The 19,638-nt window shown below is 65.4% G+C and carries 16 protein-coding genes; 4 read left to right on the top strand and 12 right to left on the bottom strand.

Features of this window, described 5'->3' with window-relative positions; translation table 11 throughout:
* Positions 1–5: 5 nt before the first annotated feature.
* From iolD to AC1DEM_RS14390, 4 genes are all read right to left on the bottom strand, one after another.
* Complete coding sequence (iolD, locus tag AC1DEM_RS14375) at positions 6–1,934, bottom strand: 3D-(3,5/4)-trihydroxycyclohexane-1,2-dione acylhydrolase (decyclizing) (protein ID WP_476884995.1); 1,929 nt, start codon at positions 1,932–1,934, stop codon at positions 6–8.
* A gap of 39 nt (positions 1,935–1,973) precedes the next feature.
* Positions 1,974–2,984, bottom strand: a complete 1,011-nt coding sequence (locus tag AC1DEM_RS14380; protein WP_476884996.1) for a Cgl0159 family (beta/alpha)8-fold protein — start codon at positions 2,982–2,984, stop codon at positions 1,974–1,976.
* Positions 2,981–3,982, bottom strand: coding sequence for a 5-dehydro-2-deoxygluconokinase (gene iolC, locus AC1DEM_RS14385; protein ID WP_476884997.1), 1,002 nt, complete (start codon positions 3,980–3,982; stop codon positions 2,981–2,983). Before iolC ends, AC1DEM_RS14380 begins: the two co-directional genes overlap by 4 nt.
* A 214-nt stretch (positions 3,983–4,196) precedes the next feature.
* Positions 4,197–4,601, bottom strand: a complete 405-nt coding sequence (locus tag AC1DEM_RS14390; RefSeq protein WP_476884998.1) for a tautomerase family protein — start codon at positions 4,599–4,601, stop codon at positions 4,197–4,199.
* A 290-nt stretch (positions 4,602–4,891) separates the two neighbouring features.
* On the opposite strand from AC1DEM_RS14390, the gene AC1DEM_RS14395 reads away from it, so the two are divergent.
* Positions 4,892–5,254, top strand: a complete 363-nt coding sequence (locus AC1DEM_RS14395; protein WP_476884999.1) for an ArsR/SmtB family transcription factor — start codon at positions 4,892–4,894, stop codon at positions 5,252–5,254.
* Positions 5,251–5,733, top strand: a complete 483-nt coding sequence (locus AC1DEM_RS14400; protein WP_476885000.1) for an SRPBCC family protein — start codon at positions 5,251–5,253, stop codon at positions 5,731–5,733. The genes AC1DEM_RS14395 and AC1DEM_RS14400 overlap by 4 nt, the downstream gene beginning before the upstream one ends.
* 211 nt (positions 5,734–5,944) lie before the next feature.
* Here AC1DEM_RS14400 and sucD read toward each other — a convergent pair whose 3' ends face one another.
* From sucD to AC1DEM_RS14420, 4 genes are all read right to left on the bottom strand, one after another.
* The gene (sucD, locus tag AC1DEM_RS14405) at positions 5,945–6,847 is read right to left on the bottom strand and encodes a succinate--CoA ligase subunit alpha (protein ID WP_028275595.1); all 903 of its coding nucleotides are present in this window, start codon (positions 6,845–6,847) and stop codon (positions 5,945–5,947) included.
* 12 nt (positions 6,848–6,859) lie between these two features.
* Positions 6,860–8,029, bottom strand: a complete 1,170-nt coding sequence (gene sucC, locus AC1DEM_RS14410) for an ADP-forming succinate--CoA ligase subunit beta (RefSeq protein WP_476885001.1) — start codon at positions 8,027–8,029, stop codon at positions 6,860–6,862.
* Positions 8,030–8,423: 394 nt separating this feature from the next.
* Complete coding sequence (gene pcrA, locus AC1DEM_RS14415; RefSeq protein WP_476885103.1) at positions 8,424–10,949, bottom strand: DNA helicase PcrA; 2,526 nt, start codon at positions 10,947–10,949, stop codon at positions 8,424–8,426.
* A 622-nt stretch (positions 10,950–11,571) separates the two neighbouring features.
* Positions 11,572–12,429: an inositol monophosphatase family protein gene (locus tag AC1DEM_RS14420; protein WP_476885002.1), complete on the bottom strand. Its 858-nt coding sequence runs from the start codon at positions 12,427–12,429 to the stop codon at positions 11,572–11,574.
* 115 nt (positions 12,430–12,544) lie between these two features.
* On the opposite strand from AC1DEM_RS14420, the gene AC1DEM_RS14425 reads away from it, so the two are divergent.
* Positions 12,545–13,195, top strand: a complete 651-nt coding sequence (locus AC1DEM_RS14425) for a hypothetical protein (RefSeq protein ID WP_476885003.1) — start codon at positions 12,545–12,547, stop codon at positions 13,193–13,195.
* Positions 13,196–13,554: 359 nt separating this feature from the next.
* Here AC1DEM_RS14425 and AC1DEM_RS14430 read toward each other — a convergent pair whose 3' ends face one another.
* Positions 13,555–14,577 carry a tetratricopeptide repeat protein gene (locus AC1DEM_RS14430; RefSeq protein ID WP_476885004.1) on the bottom strand — a complete coding sequence of 341 codons (1,023 nt, stop codon included), beginning with the start codon at positions 14,575–14,577 and terminating at the stop codon, positions 13,555–13,557.
* Between the two features lie 217 nt (positions 14,578–14,794).
* Here AC1DEM_RS14430 and AC1DEM_RS14435 point away from each other — a divergent pair, with 217 nt between their 5' ends.
* Positions 14,795–14,944 (top strand): hypothetical protein, encoded by a 150-nt coding sequence (locus AC1DEM_RS14435; RefSeq protein ID WP_377987686.1) that lies wholly within the window; start codon positions 14,795–14,797, stop codon positions 14,942–14,944.
* A 112-nt stretch (positions 14,945–15,056) separates the two neighbouring features.
* Here the strand turns inward: AC1DEM_RS14435 and AC1DEM_RS14440 are convergent, their stop codons facing one another.
* Genes AC1DEM_RS14440 through AC1DEM_RS14450 form a run of 3 tightly spaced genes read right to left on the bottom strand, consistent with a single transcriptional unit; the run spans position 15,057 to position 19,172 of the window.
* Positions 15,057–16,586, bottom strand: coding sequence for a putative bifunctional diguanylate cyclase/phosphodiesterase (locus tag AC1DEM_RS14440; protein ID WP_476885005.1), 1,530 nt, complete (start codon positions 16,584–16,586; stop codon positions 15,057–15,059).
* Entirely contained in the window at positions 16,570–17,142 is a 573-nt protein-coding gene (locus AC1DEM_RS14445) for a DUF7793 family protein (RefSeq protein WP_476885006.1), read from the bottom strand. The genes AC1DEM_RS14440 and AC1DEM_RS14445 overlap by 17 nt, the downstream gene beginning before the upstream one ends.
* A complete protein-coding gene (locus AC1DEM_RS14450) occupies positions 17,139–19,172 on the bottom strand; it encodes a glycosyltransferase family 2 protein (protein WP_476885007.1) in 2,034 nt (677 codons plus the stop codon). The genes AC1DEM_RS14445 and AC1DEM_RS14450 overlap by 4 nt, the downstream gene beginning before the upstream one ends.
* Between the last annotated feature and the right edge of the window lie 466 nt (positions 19,173–19,638).

A 19,638-nucleotide genomic window follows, 5' to 3' on the forward strand; every position in this document is an offset into this window, starting at 1 on the left:
GGGGTTCAGCCGAGCAGCTTGCGCTGGCGGGCCTTGTGGTCGGTGTAGGTCTGGAAGGCCTGTTTCGTGGAGTCGAGCTCGGAGACCTGGGAGACCGGAACGTCCCACCACGACTCGGAGCTGGGGGCATCCAGCAGCGGGTCGGATTCGACGTGGATGACGATGGGGCCGCCGCGTTCGGGGGCAGCCTTGGCGTCGCGGATAGCCTGCTCGAGCTCCGCGATGACCTTCTCCCCCGGTTCGATCCGGATCACCTTCACGCCGAGGCTTTCGGCGTTCAGGGCCAGGTCCACCGGAAGCCGGTCGCCGTCGTCGAAGCTGTGGTGCTCCTCGTCCAGGGCCCGGTACTGGGTGCCGAAGCGCTGGGAGCCGAGGGATTCGGAGAGCGAGCCGATCGAGGCGTAGCCGTGGTTCTGGATCAGGACCACGATCAGCTTGATCCGCTCGGCGACGGCGGTGACGAGTTCGGTGTGCATCATCAGGTAGGAGCCGTCGCCCACCATGACCACGACGTCGCGCTGCGCCCCGCCCTTGGCGGCTTCGGCCAGGGCCGCGCGCTTGACGCCGAGGCCGCCCGGGATCTCGTAGCCCATGCAGGAGTAGGCGTATTCGACGTGGTAGCCGAACGGGTCCCGGACGCGCCACATCTTGTGCAGGTCCCCGGGGAGCGAGCCGGCGGCACAGATGACGACGTCCTGGGCGTCCATGGCCCGGTTTGTGGCGCCGATGATCTCGTTCTGCGCCGGCAGCGGCGTGAAGCGGGTGTCGAAGGCTTCGTCCACCGTGGCGTCCCAGCGCTTCTTCTCGTTCGCGATCTGCTGCTCGAGGTCCGCGCCGATGCGGTAGCCGCCGAGGGCCTGGTTCAGCTTCACCAGGGCCTTGCGGGCATCCGCGACGATCGGCAGCGAGGTGCCGTGCTTGTAGGCGTCGATCGCGGCGACGTTGATGTTGATGAACAACACTCTCGGGTTCTGGAACGCCGTCCGGGACGCGGTGGTGAAGTCCTCGTAGCGGGTGCCGATGCCGATGATCAGGTCCGCTTCGGCGGCGAAGGCGTTCGCCGCCGTCGTGCCGGTGGAGCCGATCGCGCCGAGGGAGAACTTGTGGTCCCAAGGCAGGACGCCGACGCCGGCCTGGGTGTTGCCCACCGGGATGCCGGTCAGCTCGGCGAACTTGGCGAGTTCCTCGTTGGCGTAGGCGTAGAGCACGCCGCCGCCGGCGATGATCAGCGGGCGCTTGGCGGCCCGGATCGCGTCGGCGGCGCGGCGGATGTCCTCGTCGTCGGCCTCCGGGCGGCGAATCCGCCATTCGCGTTCGGCAAGGAACTCCTCGGGCACGTCGAAGGCTTCGGCCTGGACGTCCTGCGGCAGCGAGATCGTGACCGCGCCTGTCTCGGCCGGGTCGGTGAGGACGCGGAGTCCGTGGTGGAACGCGGAGAACAGTTGCTCGGGCCTCGAGACGCGGTCGAAGAACTTCGACAGCGGCCGGAAGGCGTCGTTGACGGTGATGTCGTAGGCGTAGGGCTGTTCGAGCTGCTGCAGCACGGGGTCGGCGGCGCGGGTGGCGAATGTGTCGCTCGGCAGCAGCAGGACCGGCAGCCGGTTGGTGGTTGCCAGCGCCGCGCCGGTGAGCAGGTTCGAGGACCCCGGGCCGATCGAGGTGCTGATCGCGAACGTCTGGCGGCGCCGGGTGTGCCGGGCGAAGCCGACCGCCTGGTGGGACTGGGCCTGTTCGTTGCGGCCCTGGTAGTACGGCATGATGGCCGGATCGAGCTGCTGGTACTGCTTTAGCGCCTGGCCGACGCCGGCAACGTTGCCGTGGCCAAAGATGCCGAACGTGCCGGGAATCAGGCGTTCCCGGAAGTCCTGGCCGCCAACCGAATCGACGGTGTACTGCTTGGACAGGTATTCGACGACGGCCTGGGCGACTGTCATTCTGCGTGTTCCTGAGGCAGTGCTGGTTCCCATGGGAAGTTACTCCGATACTTCTTCGGTGCGGGCGGACTCGGTGCGGCCTGACTCGGCGTGCGTGGTTGTGGTGCGGCTGGATTCGGTGCGGGTGGATTTGGTCTGGTGCAGCAGTGAGGCAGCGGTTGCCACGGCTCCGGCGACGTCGCCGTCCTGCGGATAGAGCAGGGTCCGGCCGACGGTGAGGCCCTGGACTCCGGGCAACGCGAGTGCTGCCTGCCAGCTGGAGAACACGTCGTCCTGGCTGCCCTCCGGGTCGCCGCCAAGGAGCACCGTGGGCATGGTGGTGGACGCCATGACACGTTCCATCTCGGCCACCACAGGCAGCTTCATCCAGGTGTAGGCGCTGGTCGCGCCGAGGCCTTCGGCGATGGCCACCGATTTGATGACGGCGTTGGTGGAGAGGTCGTTGCGGGCCTTGCCGTTCTCGCGGACGGAGAGGAACGGTTCCACCATGGCGATCAGCTTGCGTTCGGCGAGGGAGTCGATGGCCCTCGCGGTCGCTTCCAGGGTGGCCACCGTGTCCGGGTCACCGAGGCAGATGCGGGTGAGCATCTTGCCGCCGTCAGCGCCCAGGGCCTTGAGCGCGGCCGCGGTGTGGCCGGTAAAGCGGTCATCGAATTCGTTCACCAGCCCGGCAAGGCCGCCACGGTTCATCGAGCCGAAGAGCAGCTTGCCCTCGAGCGCGCCGAGCAGGAGCAGATCGTCCATGATGTCCGGCGAAGCCAGAACACCATCCACGTCCGGGTTGGCCAGGGCGATCTGCAGGCGGTCCAGGAGCTGGCGGCGGTCCGCCATGGCCACGGGATCGCTGCCAACCGCGAGTGCTCCGCGGGCGGGATGGTCGGCGGCGACGATGAAGTTCTGCCTGCGTGCCCTGACGCCGGGGTGGCGGCGCCGGGCCTTGGCGGCACGGGCGATCGCTTCCGGGTCTTCGAGACGGATGATGCTCAGGTGCTCGTACCGGCGGGGATCATCGCTCACCGAGAGGGTGGCGGCGGCTGGATTGACACTCACAGTGCTGCTCCTTCGGTGGCGTAGGTGCCCGGCACCAGGCGGCCGCGCTCGGCGAGCAGTCCGGTGACTTCCTCGGGAGTCGGCATCGCATCGGCGCAGGACAGGCGGGAGGCGACAAGGGCGCCGGCGGCGTTGGCAAAATCAAGGACCTGGGCCAGCGGCCAGCCGGAGAGCAGTCCGTGGCAGAAGGCGCCGCCGAAGGAGTCGCCGGCGCCGAGGCCGTTGACGGTTTCCACCGGCACCGGGGCGGAGACCACCCGCTCGGTGCGGGTCTTGGCCATGACCCCTTCCGTGCCCAGCTTCACGACGGCAATTTCGACGCCGGCCGCGAGCAGCCGGTCCGCCTGTTCGTCCGGGGTGCCCTCGCCGACGGCGACGGCGCATTCCTTGTCGTTGCCAATCGCGACGGTGACATGCGGCAGGATCTTGGCGACCTGCTCCCGCGCTTCTTCCTCGGAGGCCCAGAACATCGGCCGGTAATCGAGGTCCAGGATGGTGAACTGGCCGGGCTTCAGCTTGGTGCGGGGCCGCGCCTCGTGGGCCGCGAGGTGGGCGGTACGGCTGGGCTCCTGGCACAGGCCGGTGACGGTGGACCAGAAGATTCCGGCGTCCTTAATCGCGTCCAGGTCCAGCTCCTCGGCCTTGATCTGCAGGTCCGGTGCCGTGGGGAAGCGTCCGTAGAAGTAGAGCGGGAAGTCTTCCGGCGGCTTGATCGCGCAGAACGTGACCGCGGTGGGCCATTCCTTGACCGCCGTGACGAAGGAGTCGTCCACATTGAACTTGCGCAGTTCGCGGTGCAGATATTTGCCGAAGGCGTCGTCGCCGGTGCGGGTGATGACGGCGGCGCGCCGGCCGTGGCGGGCAGCGGCCACCGCTACGTTGGACGGGGATCCGCCAAGATACTTTCCGAAGGACGTGACATCCTCCAGATCCACCCCGATGTCGTTCGGGTAGATATCAACACTGATTCGCCCGATCGTGAGCAGTTCGTGGGTCACGGTGATCGTGGACCTTTCTGGTGTGAACTCGGTACCTTTGCGCAGCCTGAGCTTCGGTGCTTAGGGGCCGGCGTGAGCCTGGCCACAACCACTACTTTGCCCTAGAATCCATGTACTGTCAAAGGTTTGTACTGACATATTTACAACATGACACGGAGGGTCCGATGGGCCCCGCCGCGCGGGTGTGGTGACGGCGCAAGAAGCGCCGCTGCGGCTACCTGCCGGGGACCCCAAGTTCGCCGGTGACATACTGCGCCTGCCCAAAACCAAACGACCAGTCCCCCGCAGTGTTCTCGACATAACCGATGAAAACGTCCCCGCCGGCGACCCCCGCGGCGGCCAGCCGGTCCGCAATGGCGGCAAACAGGGACTGCTTGGTGGCCTGACTGCGCCCGGCCTGGGTGAAGATCTGGATCATCACCACATCCGGCGTCCGCTCAAAGCCAAGCCCGGCATCCTGGGCGACAATCTGCCCCGCGGGATGTTCCGTCAGCACGTGGAAGTAGTCCCGCTCCGGAATGCCAAATTCAGCCACGATCGCGGCATGGATTCCCTGGCTGAGGCCGCGGAGCTGCTCCGCGCTGCGGCCCTGATTGACGTCGATTCGCACGAGAGGCACTCGCATCTCCTTCGGTAGTTTGTCCTGACATACTAACAAACTAATGCAGAGTCAGGCAAGGGTGTCCCCGCCGGCATACAGCAACGCGGGGTCACTTAGCGCCCATTGCGGAGCCCGGGATGGGCGCTAAGTGACCCCGCGTTGGGGTATTGCGCGGGCGAACGGCCAGGAGTAGCGTTAACAACCTAGAGGTTGATCAACTAGATCGTTGATTATGCAGGAGTTGATCAGCACCCGGCCGGGCAGAGATCCTGCTGGGCGGACCATGGGACGAGGAGGTGGGACACCGAGTGGAAACACGCGACGACGGCGAGCTCGACGCGGCCTTCCTGGCCCTCGCCGATCCGGTCCGCCGCCGCATCATTGCCCGGCTCAGCCGGGGCCCGGCCACCGTCAACGAACTGGCGGAGCCTTTCGCGATCACCAAACAGGCGGTCTCGAAACACATCCAGGTCCTCGAGCAGGCGCAGCTCGTCACGCGCACCCGTGACGCCCAGCGCCGGCCCGTGCATCTGAACCCCGCACGGCTGGAGGCGCTCACCGCCTGGATCGACCAGTACCGGCTGGTCCGCGAAGGGCAATTTCGCAGCCTTGACGCCGTGCTTGAAAACCGCGCCGCCCGTGGCGGCACACAGGCAAAGGACACATCATGAGCAACGCACTGACACTGACAGTCCCCGAGGGTCTGCCCTTCATCGATTACCAGCGGGAATTCGAGTTCCCCGTTTCCGAGGTCTTCCGGGCGCACAAGGACCCGGAGCTCGTGGCCCAGTGGCTCGGTCCGCGGCGGCTGAAGATGGACATCGACCACTACGATTTCCGCACCGGCGGCAGCTACCGCTACACCCACCTCGACCCGGACGGCACCTCCTACGGCTTCAACGGAGTCTTCCACACAGTCCGCGAGAACGAGTTCGCCATCCAGACCTTCGAATTCGATGGCTACCCCGACGTGGTGAGCATCGAGTACCTGACCTTCGAGGACCTCGGCAATGGACGGAGCCGCATCCGTGGCCATTCCGTCTACCCCACGCAGGAGGCACGCGACGGCATGGCGCAGTCCGGCATGGAGGGCGGCATGACCGAGGGCTACGAGCGGCTGGATGAGCTACTCAGCGGTGCGAAGGTTTAGGACCGCGCGGGTCCGGACTCAAAGAGCCAAAAAGTACGACGGCGGCAGGCCACCTTTGCCTGGAAGGTGGCCTGCCGCCGTCGTACTAGAGCCGTCGTACTTAAAGAAGCAACGCGGGGTCACTTCACGCCCATGCCACCGAGTGGAATGGGCCGCAAGTGACCCCGCGTTGCTGTTTTGCTGTGGTGCTGTATTTCTGTGGTGCTGGGACCTAGAGGGTCGCGAAGACCTCGCGCAGGAGCTTGGCGGTCTCGGACGGCGTCTTGCCGACCTTGACGCCGGCAGCCTCGAGGGCTTCCTTCTTGGCCTGCGCGGTGCCCGCGGAACCCGAAACGATGGCGCCTGCGTGGCCCATGGTCTTGCCTTCCGGAGCGGTGAAGCCAGCCACGTAGCCAACAACCGGCTTCGTGACGTGCGCCTTGATGTAGTCGGCGGCACGCTCTTCGGCGTCGCCACCGATTTCGCCGATCATGACGATCGCCTTGGTCTCCGGGTCAGCTTCGAAGGCTTCGAGGGCATCGATGTGGGTGGTGCCGATGACGGGGTCGCCGCCGATGCCGATGGCGGTGGAGAAGCCGAGGTCGCGCAGTTCGTACATCATCTGGTAAGTCAGGGTGCCGGACTTGGAGACGAGGCCGATGGGGCCCTTGCCCGTGATGTTCGCAGGCGTGATGCCGACGAGGGCCTCACCCGGGGTGATGATGCCGGGGCAGTTCGGTCCGATGATCCGGGTGACCTGCTTGCCGTTGGCGTCGACCTTGGACTGGGCCAGTGCCCAGAACTCGGCGGAGTCCTGGACCGGCACGCCTTCGGTGATGACCACGACGAGGCCGATGCCGGCCTCGATGGCTTCAACGACGGCGTCCTTGGTGAATGCCGGCGGCACGAAGACGATGGAAACGTCAGCGCCGGTTTCCGCCATGGCTTCCTTGACGGTGCCGAAAACGGTGATCTCGGCGTCGCCGTGCAGGACCGTGGTGCCGGCCTTACGGGCGTTGACGCCGCCAACAACGTTGGTGCCGGCCTTGAGCATCAGTGCGGTGTGCTTGGTGCCTTCGCCCCCGGTGATGCCCTGGACGATGACCTTGGAGTCCTTGTTCAGATAAATAGACATAGTCGAGTCCCTCTACTTCGCTGCGTTGGCGAGCTCGGCAGCCTTGTCGGCGCCCTCGTCCATGGTGGCGGCCAGAGTAACCAGCGGGTGGTTGGCCTCGGCCAGGATGCGGCGGCCTTCCTCAACGTTGTTGCCGTCGAGGCGGACTACCAGCGGCTTGTTCGCGGAGTGGCCCAGCTCGGCCAGTGCACCGACGATGCCCTTGGCGACGGCGTCACAGGCGGTAATGCCGCCGAAGACGTTGACGAAGACGGACTTGACCTGCGGGTCGCCCAGGATGACGTCGAGGCCTGCTGCCATGACCTCGGCAGAAGCTCCACCGCCGATGTCCAGGAAGTTGGCGGGCTTGACGTTGCCGTGGTGCTCGCCGGCGTAAGCAACGACGTCGAGGGTGGACATGACCAGGCCGGCACCGTTACCGATGATGCCGACTTCGCCGTCCAGCTTGACGTAGTTGAGGTCCTGCGCCTTGGCCTTGGCCTCGAGGGGGTCAGCCGCGTCCTTGTCTTCAAGGTGAGCGTGCTTGGGGTGACGGAAGTCGGCGTTCTCGTCGAGGGAGACCTTGCCGTCGAGGGCAACGATGTCACCGGCGCCGGTCAGGACCAGCGGGTTGACCTCCACGAGGGTGGCGTCTTCCTTCTTGAAAACGTCCCAGAGCTTCAGGATTACGCTGGCGACCTTGCCGCGCAGTTCCTCGGCGAAGCCCGCAGCGGCGACGATTTCGTCGGCCTTGGCCTGGTCGATGCCTACGGCCGGGTCGATCGCGATCTTGGCAAGGGCCTCGGGGCGCTCAACGGCGAGCTGCTCGATTTCCATGCCGCCTTCAACCGAGCACATGGCCAGGTAGTTGCGGTTTGCCCGATCCAGGAGAACCGAGAAGTAGTATTCCTCGGCGATGTCTGCACCCTGGGCGATCATCACACGGTGAACGGTGTGGCCCTTGATGTCCATCCCGAGGATGTTGGTGGAGTGTTCAAACGCGTCGTCAGCGGTCTTCGCGACCTTGACGCCGCCGGCCTTGCCGCGGCCTCCGGCCTTGACCTGCGCCTTTACGACAGTTACGCCGCCGATTTTCTCGGCAGCTGCCTTTGCTTCTTCAGGGGTGTGCGCCACGATGCCAGCAAGCACGGGTACACCGTGCGCCTCGAACATATCGCGCGCCTGATATTCAAACAGGTCCACGGTTTAGTGTCCTTCTACGTCGAAGTAGTTTCTGTACAGCCGGACCCCACGTACTCGCGGTTACCGGGCTGCGGAATAAACGCACCCTGCGACAAGCTTGGAAACGAGCCACACGGCGCAATGCTCCTCTGGGAACTCTAGTCCTTCGATCGGACCAGCCCGTTCCAGAGTACCGGTTATGTGAGTAAGGACACTATTCTATGGAGCGTAGAAAAACCGCTAGATTACGCGGTTTTTGGGGTGTCCGACGGCGTGCAGGAGGCCGAGGGGGCCGCTGCAGATGCGCTTTCGTAACGAACGCGCAAGCAGGCGGCGCCGGCGGCGTAGCGTACCGGCGCGGCCCCGTCTCCCGGGTCCGCTCCCAGCTCCCCTATGCGGCGAGCTGCGCGGCCAGCTAGGCGTCCAGCTTGGTCAGCGGCGCGTAGCGCAACAGCAGCCGCTTCTCGCCGACGTCGAACTTCACCTTGGCGACCGTCTTGTCCCCTGCGCCCTCAACCGCCAGCACGGTGCCGTTGCCGAAGGCCGTGTGGTTGACCTTGTCCCCCACGCTGACGGCGACGACTTCCTTCTGCGGCTGGACCCTGTTCTTGGCCACCGCGGCGGGTACCTCGGCGTTGAAGCCCGCGGACGGGCCGGCACCGGCGCCGCGGGCGGTCCCGGCACCCCAGAACGATCCGCCGTACCGGCTGGAGCCGATCCCGGCGCCGCTCCCCCAGCCCCCGCTCTGGCGGCTGGCGCCTTCGCGCTTCCATTCGACGAGCTCGGCCGGGATCTCCTCGATGAACTGGCTCGCGGGGTTGTACTGGCTCTGGCCCCACATGCTGCGCACCTCGGAGCGGGTCAGGTACAGCCGCTTCCGGGCCCGGGTCAGGCCCACATAAGCCAGCCGGCGTTCCTCGGCCAGTTCCTTGGGATCGGTGGCGGAGCGCTGGTGCGGGAACAGTCCGTGCTCCATGCCGGTGAGGAACACGACCGGGAATTCCAGGCCCTTGGCAGTGTGCAGGGTCATCAGTGTGACGACGCCGAGCCGCTTGGCCTCGGCGACGGCGGCATCGATGTCGGCCCCGGGCGCGTCCGGGATCTGGTCCGCGTCCGCCACGAGCGATACCTGCTCCAGGAAGGCTCCAAGCGAGCCTTCGGGGTTGTCGCGTTCGTATTCCCGGACCACGGCAACCAGCTCGGCAAGGTTCTCCACCCGCGATTCGTCCTGCGGGTCGGTGCTGGAACGCAGCCCGGCGAGGTAGCCGGTCTGTTCCAGTACGGCTTCCAGCGCCGCGGAAGCGCCGGAGCCGGAGGCCACCTCGGCGAGGTCATCGAGGAGTTTCACGAAGCCCAGCACGGCGTTGACCGAGCGTGTCGCCATGCCGGGGGCCTCGTCGGCGCGGCGCGCGGCGGCCATGAAGGAAATCCGGTCCCGCTGCGCGAGGGAGGCCACCGCCCCTTCGGCACGGTCACCGATCCCGCGCTTGGGTTCGTTGAGGATGCGGCGGAGGTTGACGTCGTCGTCCGGGTTGACCAGCACCCGGAGGTAGGCGAGGGCGTCCTTGATCTCCTTGCGCTCGTAGAAGCGGGTGCCGCCGACCACCTTGTACGGCAGGCCCACCCGGACCAGGACGTCCTCGATCGAGCGGGACTGGGCGTTGGTGCGGTAGAAAATGGCGACGTCGCCGGGGCGCAGGTTGCCCTCGTCCTGGAGCCGGTCGATCTCCTTCGCGATGAACTGGGCCTCGTCGTGTTCATTCTCGCCGACGTAGCCGACGATCTTCTCGCCGTCGCCCTCGGCCGTCCAGAGCCGCTTCTCCGGCCGGTTGGGATTGCGGGAGATCACCGAGTTGGCGGCGCTGAGGATGGTCTGGGTGGAGCGATAGTTCTGTTCGAGCTTGATGGTGCGGGCGTCCGGGTAGTCCTTCTCGAACTCCACGATGTTGCGGATGTCCGCGCCGCGGAACGCGTAGATGGACTGGTCGGAATCGCCGACGACGGTGAGCTCGGCGGCGTCGGGGCCCTCGCCGACGATCTCGCGCACCAGGGCGTACTGGGCGTGGTTGGTGTCCTGGTATTCGTCGACGAGGACGTGCCGGAAGCGGCGCCGGTAGGAGTCGGCGAGCGCGGGGAAGGCCCGGAACATGTAGACCGTCTCGGCGATCAGGTCATCGAAGTCCATCGCGTTGGCCTGGCGCAGGCGCTGGGTATACCCCTTGAAGACCTCGGCGACGGCCTGCTCGAAGGGATCGTTGTGGTTGGCGCTGGAGGAGTAGCTGTCGGCGTCGATCAGCTCGTTCTTGAGCGCGGAAATCTTGTGCTGGATGGCCTTGGGTGCGAAGCGCTTGGGGTCCAGATCCAGGTTCTTGGCCACCAGCGTGATCAGGCGCAGTGAGTCCGCGGAGTCGTAGATCGAGAAGTTGGAGTTCAGCCCGACATTCTTGGCCTCGCGGCGCAGGATCCGGACGCAGGAGGAGTGGAAGGTGGAGATCCACATGGTCTTGGCCCGGCCGCCGACCAGTGCCTCGATCCGTTCCCGCATTTCGGCCGCGGCCTTGTTGGTGAAGGTGATGGCCAGGATCTCGCCGTGGTGCGCCCGACGGGTGGCGATAAGGTACGCGATCCGGTTACTGAGCACGCGGGTTTTGCCCGAGCCCGCACCGGCCACGATCAGCAGGGCACTGCCGGCATGCTTGACCGCTTCTTCCTGCTGGGGGTTCAGCCCCTCCAGGAGTTCGCTGGCGCTCGGGAGCCGCGGACGGTCCCCCTCGTGGCCGCCCTCGTGGCGATCGCTGCTCGGGCCGTTGCCTGCGCTGTTTGCGCCCCAGCCGGGAGCGGAACCCACCGCGGCCGCACCTGTTCCGAGGGACGATTTTGTGGCCGCCGCCGTTCTGGAGGCAGCTTGGAAGGGTCCGTCGGCGTAAGGGTCAAACAACATATCCATGGTGTTAACAAGTCTAGGCGGTGCCACTGACGGCCGCGTCCGCCCCTGTGGACATGCCCTCCCCTGCCCGCGCCCAGAGGACATAATCCCCGTATGCCCAGCGCTGGCCGCTAGGAATGAGCCTGTCCCCCGGACACTTAGCTAGGGAGTGGGCATGCCCTCCGCAGCCCGCGCCGAGTGGACATAATCCCCTTAAGCACAGCTCTGGCCTCTAAGAATGAGCATGTCCCACGGACAGTTCACTAGTTCCCACGGAGACTCCGCTAGAGAGTGAGCTTGTCCTATGGAGGGTGTGCGGCGGAGCGAGCATGCGCTCCCTTGCCCGCGCCCAGTGGACATAGTCTCCATATGCTCAGCGCTAGCCGCGAAGAACGAGCATCCCCCACGGAGACTTCCCGCCCTGGCGGCAAAGAATGAGCATATTCCATGGAACCTCGCTGACGAATGAGCATGTCCCCCGGACACAAGCCGGCGCGACGCGCATGCCCTCCGCCGCCCGCGCCCAGTGGACATAGTCCCCTTATGCCCAGCCCCAGCAGCAAAGAATGAGCATGTCCCACAAAGATGGCAGCAAAGAATGAGCATGCCCTCCGGCCAGGTCCAGCTGGCGGGACGCCTAGCTCACGGCCCCGGAACTGAGCGCGGCACGCACCTGCCGCACCGCCGTCGTGCCTCCCGCGATGAACCAGTTGAGTCCGTTGACGCGAACGACGTCGGTGGCGCCCCCGGCCGCCTCTACGATCGCCTTTCCGGGCAGCCAGTCCCACTCAGGGCAGCTGTGCTGGAACCAGCACCCGAGTTCACCGTCCGCGACCCGGCCGAGATCGCAGGAGCCGGACCCGAACATGCGAAGCGCCGCTGCCGACGTCGCGGCTGCGTGCCAGGGCACGGCACACATTGGATCGGCAAGCCAGGTCGGGTGGATGTACGTTGCCGCGCCGAGTTCTGACAGCGGCGTGTCAGAACGCCCCGCGCCTCCGGATGCGCCGGGGAGGAACGAGACAAGTTTTTCGCCGTTGAGCGTTGCCGCCCGGGACGTCCCGCCGAGCCAGAGTTTGTCCTCCTCCGGCTGGAAGATGGCGCCGAGCCCTGCACCGGAGGAATCCTTCAGGGCAATGGCCGAGCACCAGTATGTGGACCCATGCAGGAAGTTGAAAGTCCCGTCGACCGGATCAATGACCCAGGTCCGGCCGCTGCTGCCCGCCACGGAGGCGCCCTCTTCGCCCAGGACAGAGTCATCGGGCCGGCAGCGCCGAAGTTGTTCGAGCACGTACGACTCGGCGGCGTGGTCGGCGGCCGTGACGACGTCCGAGACCGACGTCTTCTGCTTGCCCTCAAGCCCCGCCTGCCGCATCAACAGCGCGAGGGTGCCGGCCTCACGGACCAGGGCCTCGGCCAGTTGGTAGTCGTCCAGCGACGGGTCGAGATCTGCGGTGCTATGCCGGCCAAGCCGGTGTTTTCCTAGTTCGGTCACGCGTCCCAGACTATCGGCGCCCGCTGGCACTGAACAGCCGATGCACGAATGCGGTGCCGGGAGGCGTCAGAGAGCTTGTGCAGGGCGGCTGTGCAGGACGGGCGATAATGGAGCCATGGCCAAGACACCCGCGCAGCGGATCAAAAAGCACGGCGCTAACGCGGCGGTCCCCCAGCACCACCTCCCCCCAGTGATCAATCCGAGCACCGCCCGGACACCGCAGAAGGCACAGAGCAACAGCAATCTGATTGTGATCGCCGGCGTCGTGGCCAGCCTGTTCCTGTTCTGGTATCTCCACCTGCTCACGCTCAACCAGCTCACGCAATTGTCGGGCGGGCAGCCCATGCCGGATTCGTTGATCGGCGGCTTCGACCAGGGCTTCGTGGAGCAGTTGCGCGCGGCCATGGACGCCGACGCCAAGGGCCAACTGAACTACGTCCACAAGACGGCCGGCATGCTCTTCCCGCTGATCTTTGGCTTCACCTGGCTGCTGCTGATCGGAACCAACGTGGCCCGGAAATCCCTGCGCTGGGCGCTGTGGGCGTTGCCGCTGATCTTCGCGGCGGTCAGGCTGTGGGGCAACACCGTGATCGATGCAATGATGTCCGCCGGAACCCTCGACGGCGGTCAGGTCGCGCTGGCATCCATGCTCACCGTGGCCGGCTGGGCACTCCTGGCGCTGAGCCTCGTCGCCGGCGGCGCGGCCGTATTCCTGGGCCGCAAAGCTGCCGCTGCTTCACCTGCCACGGGGCATGTCCAGCCTTAGCCACGGCCGCTGAAGTCTTCCCTCGCGCTCGGGCCTAGAACATGGGACATGTCCAGCCTTAGTCGCGGCCCCTGGACTCATCCCTCGCACTCGGCCTAGAACACGGGGCATGTCCATGCTAGGCCCGCCCCGTGGACATTCTGCTGTTATGTCCAGTCCTCACCGCCAAAGGAGGGCATGTCCACCCCAGCCCCAGACTGGGCACGTCCACCCACCCGTGCCTGAGACATGCATAGTCCTCATCGCCAGCGGAGAGCATGTCCAGCTTTAAGCCCTGGTTAGGGCAGGTCCACCCGTCTGTGCGAGGGGCTTGCCCAGTCCTCACGGCCAGCAGAGTGCGTGTCCACGTCAGCGGAGGGTCAGGGCACGTCGTTTAGGAATTCAAGGGCCTGCTCAGCACGCTGCGGAGCGCCTGCCTTTTCAAACTGATCGGCGGCCTCCAGCAGATAGTTTCGAGCCTCGACCGAGTTTCCTAAGGCGGCGTGGGAGCGGCCCAGAAGCAGATATGCCTCGCCCAGTATTTGCGGCGACGTCTTTTCGGGGACCGGGAAAATCTCATCAAGAGTATCAACCGCCGATTTCTGATCCCCCGCCAGGAAATTCCAGTGGCCGCGGTTCAGCTTGAGCAATATGTGATCTTCTTCGGTGCCGCCAATGACGTCGGTGGCGAGTTCCGCACGTTCAATACAGCGCAGCGTGTCCGAATCCGCAACGTCGGCGGCGAGGCGCATGGCCGCGGAGGCCTTGTTGAATTTGGCCCAAACATTGAGGTTTCGAGCCGGTGAAAAAGTGCCGGCCGCGAGCTCGTGATAATGCAGCCCCTCGGCGATTTTGCTGCAAAGAAACGCGACATTACCGATGACCCAGTACGCTTTGCCCACCAACTGATCATCGACTTCACCCGAAATGACGTCGGCCATGATGAGGCTTTCCGCCCACGCTTCGTCAAGCCTTCCGCTGTCGGCGAGGGCCGCAATGAGCGCCTGCCGGGCCTTGACTGCGATCTCGACGTCGTCCTCGCCTTTCATGAGATCCGCCGCGATTCTGGCCTCGTCGGCGGCCTCTTCGAGCAGACCCATGCCCCGGCGGGTCAGGGCCAGGAGGATGTGCACCTGAGCCTGGAGCTGCCGGTTGCCGTCCTGGGGTTCCGCGATCAACGTGCCGGCAAGTTCCGCACAGGCTTCAATGTCTCCGGCGGCAATGAGGCTCTCGGCCCGGAACAACGTCATGTGCCACCACGAAGACGAATCACCCTCGGCACTGGCAATGTCTGCCGCCGCCCGTGCGGCGTTCGCTGCCTCGCGGAAGTCGTGGCTGGACCGGTGTTCGCGCGCCTGCAGCTCTGCAGCGGCGTACGAGGGAGAAACGGAGCTTTGTTGCATGTCTCAATTATCCGTTGCCGCGGGAGCGGAAACGAACAAACCGCGCAAGCAAGACCTGCGCAATATTGACTCAGGACTTCCGCAGCTTCGCGCGAATAACACGAAACCATTCATTGCGGAACGAAACGTTATACAACGGCGTGTCGTTTAGCCCTATACTAAATCTGCACCACATGTCACATGAGTCACATCAGCCTCTTACGTATCAGGAGTCCTAATGAAGAAGACCCTTGCAACACTCCTCGTCGCCGGTGCGTTGGCCGCCGCTGGTCTGTCTGCCTCCGCAGCGATTTCTGCTGCAGCTGACACCTCCGGACAGAGCACGGTCGCCGCTATCGGCTGGTGGCCGGACTCCATCAAGAAGTAACGGAGACTGCATTGACAGGCGGCGGGTGTCGGAACTGATTCCGACACCCGCCGTCGTTGTTTAACCTTCGGCCTGCATCGCGCAACAACCATCAGGCCCGGAGCCACAAACGCTATTTACCCCCGCCAATCAACGCCATAATCTCCGCCGCCGGGGCCGGCCGGCCGAAATAGTAGCCCTGGCCGCTGCCGCAGCCCATCTCCCGGAGCACGTCGGCCTGCTCCGCCGTCTCGATGCCCTCGGCCAGCGCCTTGAGTCCGCAGGCGTGGATCAGATGCAGCACCGCGGCCACGAAGTCCCGCTGCTCCTCGTCGTCGCCCAGGCCGCTGATCAGGCTCCGGTCGATCTTGACCACGTTCACCGGCAGCTTGCGCAGGTAGCTGATGGAGGAATAGCCGGTGCCGAAGTCATCGATCTCGAGCTGGACCCCGAGGCGCCGCAGGCCGTTGAGCGAATACTGGTCCACGTCCCCGCCGTTGACGGCCATCGACTCCGTCAGTTCCACGATCAGGTTTGATGCATCCACGCCAGTCTCCCTGAGGATGTCGCGCACATGTTCGATCAGTTCGAGATTTTGAAGTTCGGTGGTGGAAATGTTGACGCGGACGTTGAACGTGCTGTCCACCTGCTGTTCCTGCTGCCATTGCCGTAATTGACGCACTGCATTGCGCAGCACCCAGTGGCCCAGGTCAACGATCATGCCGGTTTCCTCGGCCAGGGGAATAAACTGATCCGGCATGAGAAGACCACGTTCCGGATGGTTCCACCGGACCAGCGCCTCGACGCCCTCGATCCGGCCCGAGGCGAGGTCCACCACCGGCTGGTAGTGCAGGGTCAGCTGGTCCTGCAGGATGGCTTCGCGCATTTCCGTAATCATGACGCTCTGCAGCCGGCGGGCGTACAGCAGGGCGGGTTCGAACACTTTGATGCTGCTGTGCGGCTGTGCCTTGGCCGCGTACATCGCCGTGTCGGCCTCCATGACCAGATCGTCAACGGACTGGCCGGGTTCCGCGATCCGCAGGCCGATGCTCGTTCCGCAGGTGATTTTCAGGTCACCGACGTCGAGGCTCTCACTGAGCGCCGTGAGGATCCTGTTCGCCACTCTCCGTGCCCGGACCAGATTGGACTTCGGCAGCATGACGGCGAATTCGTCGCCGCCGAGGCGCGCCACGGTATCCGTCTCGCGGACGGCGTTCTGGAGGCGGCGCGCGATGACCCGCAGGACGTCGTCGCCGGCACTGTGCCCCAGAGTGTCGTTAATGCCCTTGAAGGAATCGAGATCGAGAATCAGCAGTGCCGGCGGCATCTCGCCGCGCGAGGACTCCGCCAGGGCATGGCTCAGGACCGAGTTCAGTGCAGTCCGGTTGGCGAGTTGGGTCAGGGGGTCAGTGAGCGCCATGCGTTCGAGTTCCACCTGCGCGGCCCGCAGCATGGCCGTGCGGCTTTCGACCCGGTCCTCCAGCTCCTGGTAGATGGTCTGCAGGTCATCGGCCATCAAGTTAATGCCGGCAATGACCGCGGCCACGTCGTCACGCGCTCCGGAATGCGGGATCCTGGTGCTCAGATCGCCCCCGGCGATCCGCACGATGCCTTCCACGAGGGCGTGCAGCCTGGGGTCCGGCGCCTCATTCTTCACGGACATGCTGCCTTAGCCATTCGACGGCCGCGGACTCTGAGGTGAAGAACTGCGCGGGGATCGTCTCGCTTCTGGATCGCAGGAGGTAGTGGGCAATGACCCGGTCCACCGGGCTCTCGCCTACCAGCGCGAACGCCGTTGCCGCTATGGAACCGCTGTAAACCTGCCGCGCCTCCATATTGACGCCGACGACGCCGGTGATCACCAAGAGCACCGGCATCCGCCGTCCCGCGGCGAGGGAACGGACGGTTTCACCGGCGATGCGCGCCTCGGGACCCTCGATCTCTTGGTTGGCGGGCAGCAGGACCTCGATGATTCCGCCGTCGAGCATCCGCACGCCGATGGCACGGCTGGCAAGGCCATCCACGAAGGCCCCGTCGATCGCCCGGGCCGCTGCAACGGCCGCCGGACCCGGGATGGTGCCGGCGACGGCGCCGACCGCGGCGCCGGCTGCCTCGTCGGGCGACGCCGCCTCAGGCGACGCCGCCTCAGGCAACTGCTCATCAGCCAGCGCCCCCTCCGGCAGCCGTTCGTCCGGCCCGGCCAGGGCCTCGAGCGTCATCGGACCGCAATCCGACGTCGGCGGTCCGCGGAGCCCCGGAGGTCACGGTTCAGCCGTCGGTCGCCGTGATAGAGAATCGTTTCCCAGTCGACTTCCTCTGCAGTCTTGGCAATCACGGGGCTCTCCTGCACTTTCTTGGGCCGGGGGCTGACATACAGCCAGTTAACCATCCCGAGGAAGATATCCACCGCGGAGTTGAAGACTCCGATGTAGGCCCGGATCGCGCCCGCGGCCAGGACGGCGTTGACGGTGGCGAAGGCCACGTTGCCCCAGTTCCCTACTTGCGCGTCGCGCCAGACGGTCAGCAATGAGAAGGCGACAATCGCATACGGCGTGAGGACGTAGATTGCCGGGGCCGCTGTGCGGTCCTTGACCTTGGGGGTGCGGGCGAAGGGAATCTTGTCACCGGTGACTGCCTGCTGCAGCGACTTCAGCACGCCCGCCAGGTTGACCGGCAGCAGCACCAGGTTGAAGCCGTAGATCCGGAGGATGTCGCTGAAGCGGTGCCCGCAATCGCGCAGGTCGCTGCCCATGGCGAGGAAGTACGGCAGGGCCGCGAGGAACACGATCGGGCTCAGCAGCCGGCTGTCATAGGGGTAGGCCAGGAGGAAGACGAGGCCGAAGCTTGCCCAGGCGATGGACGCCATGTAGTTCACCCGGAGCAGCACCTCCCGGAACAGGATCGCGCGGCGCTCGGACCTGTGCTGCCGGAGCTGGACCCACAGCTTGGGCAGGATCAGCAGGCCGCCATTTGCCCAGCGCCGGCGCTGGACCACGAGCGAGCCGAAGTCCGGGGGCGTGGCGCTGTAGCTGAGCCGTTCCGGATAGTTCACCAGGGTCCAGCCGTGCTGGCCGAGGTCGATGCTGGACTCGGTGTCTTCAATGACGGTCCGGTCCTGGATGTAGGTCCGGATCTCGAAGCCGCCAGTGGTCTCCACCTCGACGATGTCCTCCAGGGAGCGCTTGCGGATGACGGCGTTGGCGCCCACCCAGAAGGTCGCACCGTAATAGCTCATGCCCTGGTGGAGGATGTGCTGGAGGTCAGTCGTGGCTCCGGCGACCCGCTCGATGCGGGTGGGGGCGCCACGGAAGGAAGAGTACGGCGTCTGGGTCACCGCGACGCGCTCGTTCCCGGCCGATTCCAGGAAGTAGACCAGCCGGAGGCAGTAGTCCCGCAGAAGCAGCGAATCGGCGTCGAGCGTCAACAGATAGGTCGTGTCACGGACCTCCATCATCTCGGCGTCCGTGGCAGGAACGACGCCGTCCGCCACCTTGCGCAGGACCACGCCGTCGGCGGTGGTTTCCTTGTGCCAGGTGTGGCCCATCAGCGAAATGTAGGCGTTGAGGTTCATGGCCTTGTTCGCCTCGTGTGACAGGCTGGCGTACTTCTTGCGTTCGAACGTTTCGGTGGAGACGTTGAAGATCCAGGTCAGCCGCAGGTACAACTCTTCGATCCGCGAGCGCGGCGGCGAGGTCTGCTGGGCCAGTGCGCCGTTCAGTCCCAGGAGCACGAGCCTCAGCTCGCGGGCCAGGCCCATCAGTACGAGGTCGACAAAGAATTCGTCGACGTGGTCCTCGACTGTTTCGCCGGCCGCCATCGATTCAAGCCATGCGGCGGCTGCCTCATATTCGGCGATCAGCAGAGCCACCTCGGCAGCCTGGCCGGGTCCGGCCGGCTTACCCCGGCGCCGGAAATCGGCCAGGGCGGCGTTGAAGCGGGCGGCCGGGACGCTGAGCTCGGCGGCGATCTCCGCGGTCAGCGCACGGGTTTTGTCCAGCCGGGCCGCGTCGCCGAGGTCCGAGGGGTGCGGCGGATCATCGAGGAGCAGGACCACCTTGAGATCCGGGAACTCTTGCAGGGCCGCGGACCAGAGCGTGGCGCGCACCACCTGGGGTTCTTCCGCGTACGAGGGCACCAACACCGTGATGCCCTCGGAATAGTCGGCGAAGTGCCGGTCCAGCTCGCCGCGCGGCACCCTGCTGTGGTCGCGGAACCGATAAAGGGCCCCCTGCCGGGCCAGGAGATACATGAGGGCAGAAAATGTCAGGAATGTTACGACGACAAGATAGGAAACCGTCTCAAACTGAAACCTGAAACCTGCATTGGGGTTGTCAGCGAGTTCTTTCAGAATTGTCGAAATGACGTAAGTTATCCAGGCCGCCAGCGTGGTGAGAATTCCCAGTCGGCCAAGGATTATTTTGCGCCGGGACGGTCTCGGATGAACAATGGACAGCGGCTCGGAACGCCGCTCGGCCCCCCATTGACGGCGCCGGACCGCACCCTTTTGTTCGGTGATAACGCTTTCCGCTTCTACGCGCGGCAAGACAAGCTGATCTGGCATTAGTCCCCATAAGACTGCAAAGTCGGCAGATTGGCGCGCGCCTACGGCAAAACCCGCACGCCGCACCGGAATGTTCCGGTGAGTGCCCTTATGATAATGCAAGGTCAGACGCTTGCCGGACATCAGACACCCCGGAAATTACACAGGCTTATAC

The organism is Arthrobacter sp. 05T420 (assembly GCF_056396305.1).

Excerpts from the sequence above, each read along its gene's own strand:
- iolD (WP_476884995.1), bottom strand. The coding sequence starts at position 1,934 with ATGACAGTCGCCCAGGCCGTCGTCGAATACCTGTCCAAGCAGTACACC.
- AC1DEM_RS14400 (WP_476885000.1), top strand. The coding sequence starts at position 5,251 with ATGAGCAACGCACTGACACTGACAGTCCCCGAGGGTCTGCCCTTCATC.
- sucD (WP_028275595.1), bottom strand. The coding sequence starts at position 6,847 with ATGTCTATTTATCTGAACAAGGACTCCAAGGTCATCGTCCAGGGCATC.
- pcrA (WP_476885103.1), bottom strand. The coding sequence starts at position 10,949 with ATGTTGTTTGACCCTTACGCCGACGGACCCTTCCAAGCTGCCTCCAGA.
- AC1DEM_RS14425 (WP_476885003.1), top strand. The coding sequence starts at position 12,545 with ATGGCCAAGACACCCGCGCAGCGGATCAAAAAGCACGGCGCTAACGCG.
- AC1DEM_RS14430 (WP_476885004.1), bottom strand. The coding sequence starts at position 14,577 with ATGCAACAAAGCTCCGTTTCTCCCTCGTACGCCGCTGCAGAGCTGCAG.
- AC1DEM_RS14435 (WP_377987686.1), top strand. The coding sequence starts at position 14,795 with ATGAAGAAGACCCTTGCAACACTCCTCGTCGCCGGTGCGTTGGCCGCC.
- AC1DEM_RS14440 (WP_476885005.1), bottom strand. The coding sequence starts at position 16,586 with ATGTCCGTGAAGAATGAGGCGCCGGACCCCAGGCTGCACGCCCTCGTG.
- AC1DEM_RS14445 (WP_476885006.1), bottom strand. The coding sequence starts at position 17,142 with ATGACGCTCGAGGCCCTGGCCGGGCCGGACGAACGGCTGCCGGAGGGG.
- AC1DEM_RS14450 (WP_476885007.1), bottom strand. The coding sequence starts at position 19,172 with ATGTATCTCCTGGCCCGGCAGGGGGCCCTTTATCGGTTCCGCGACCAC.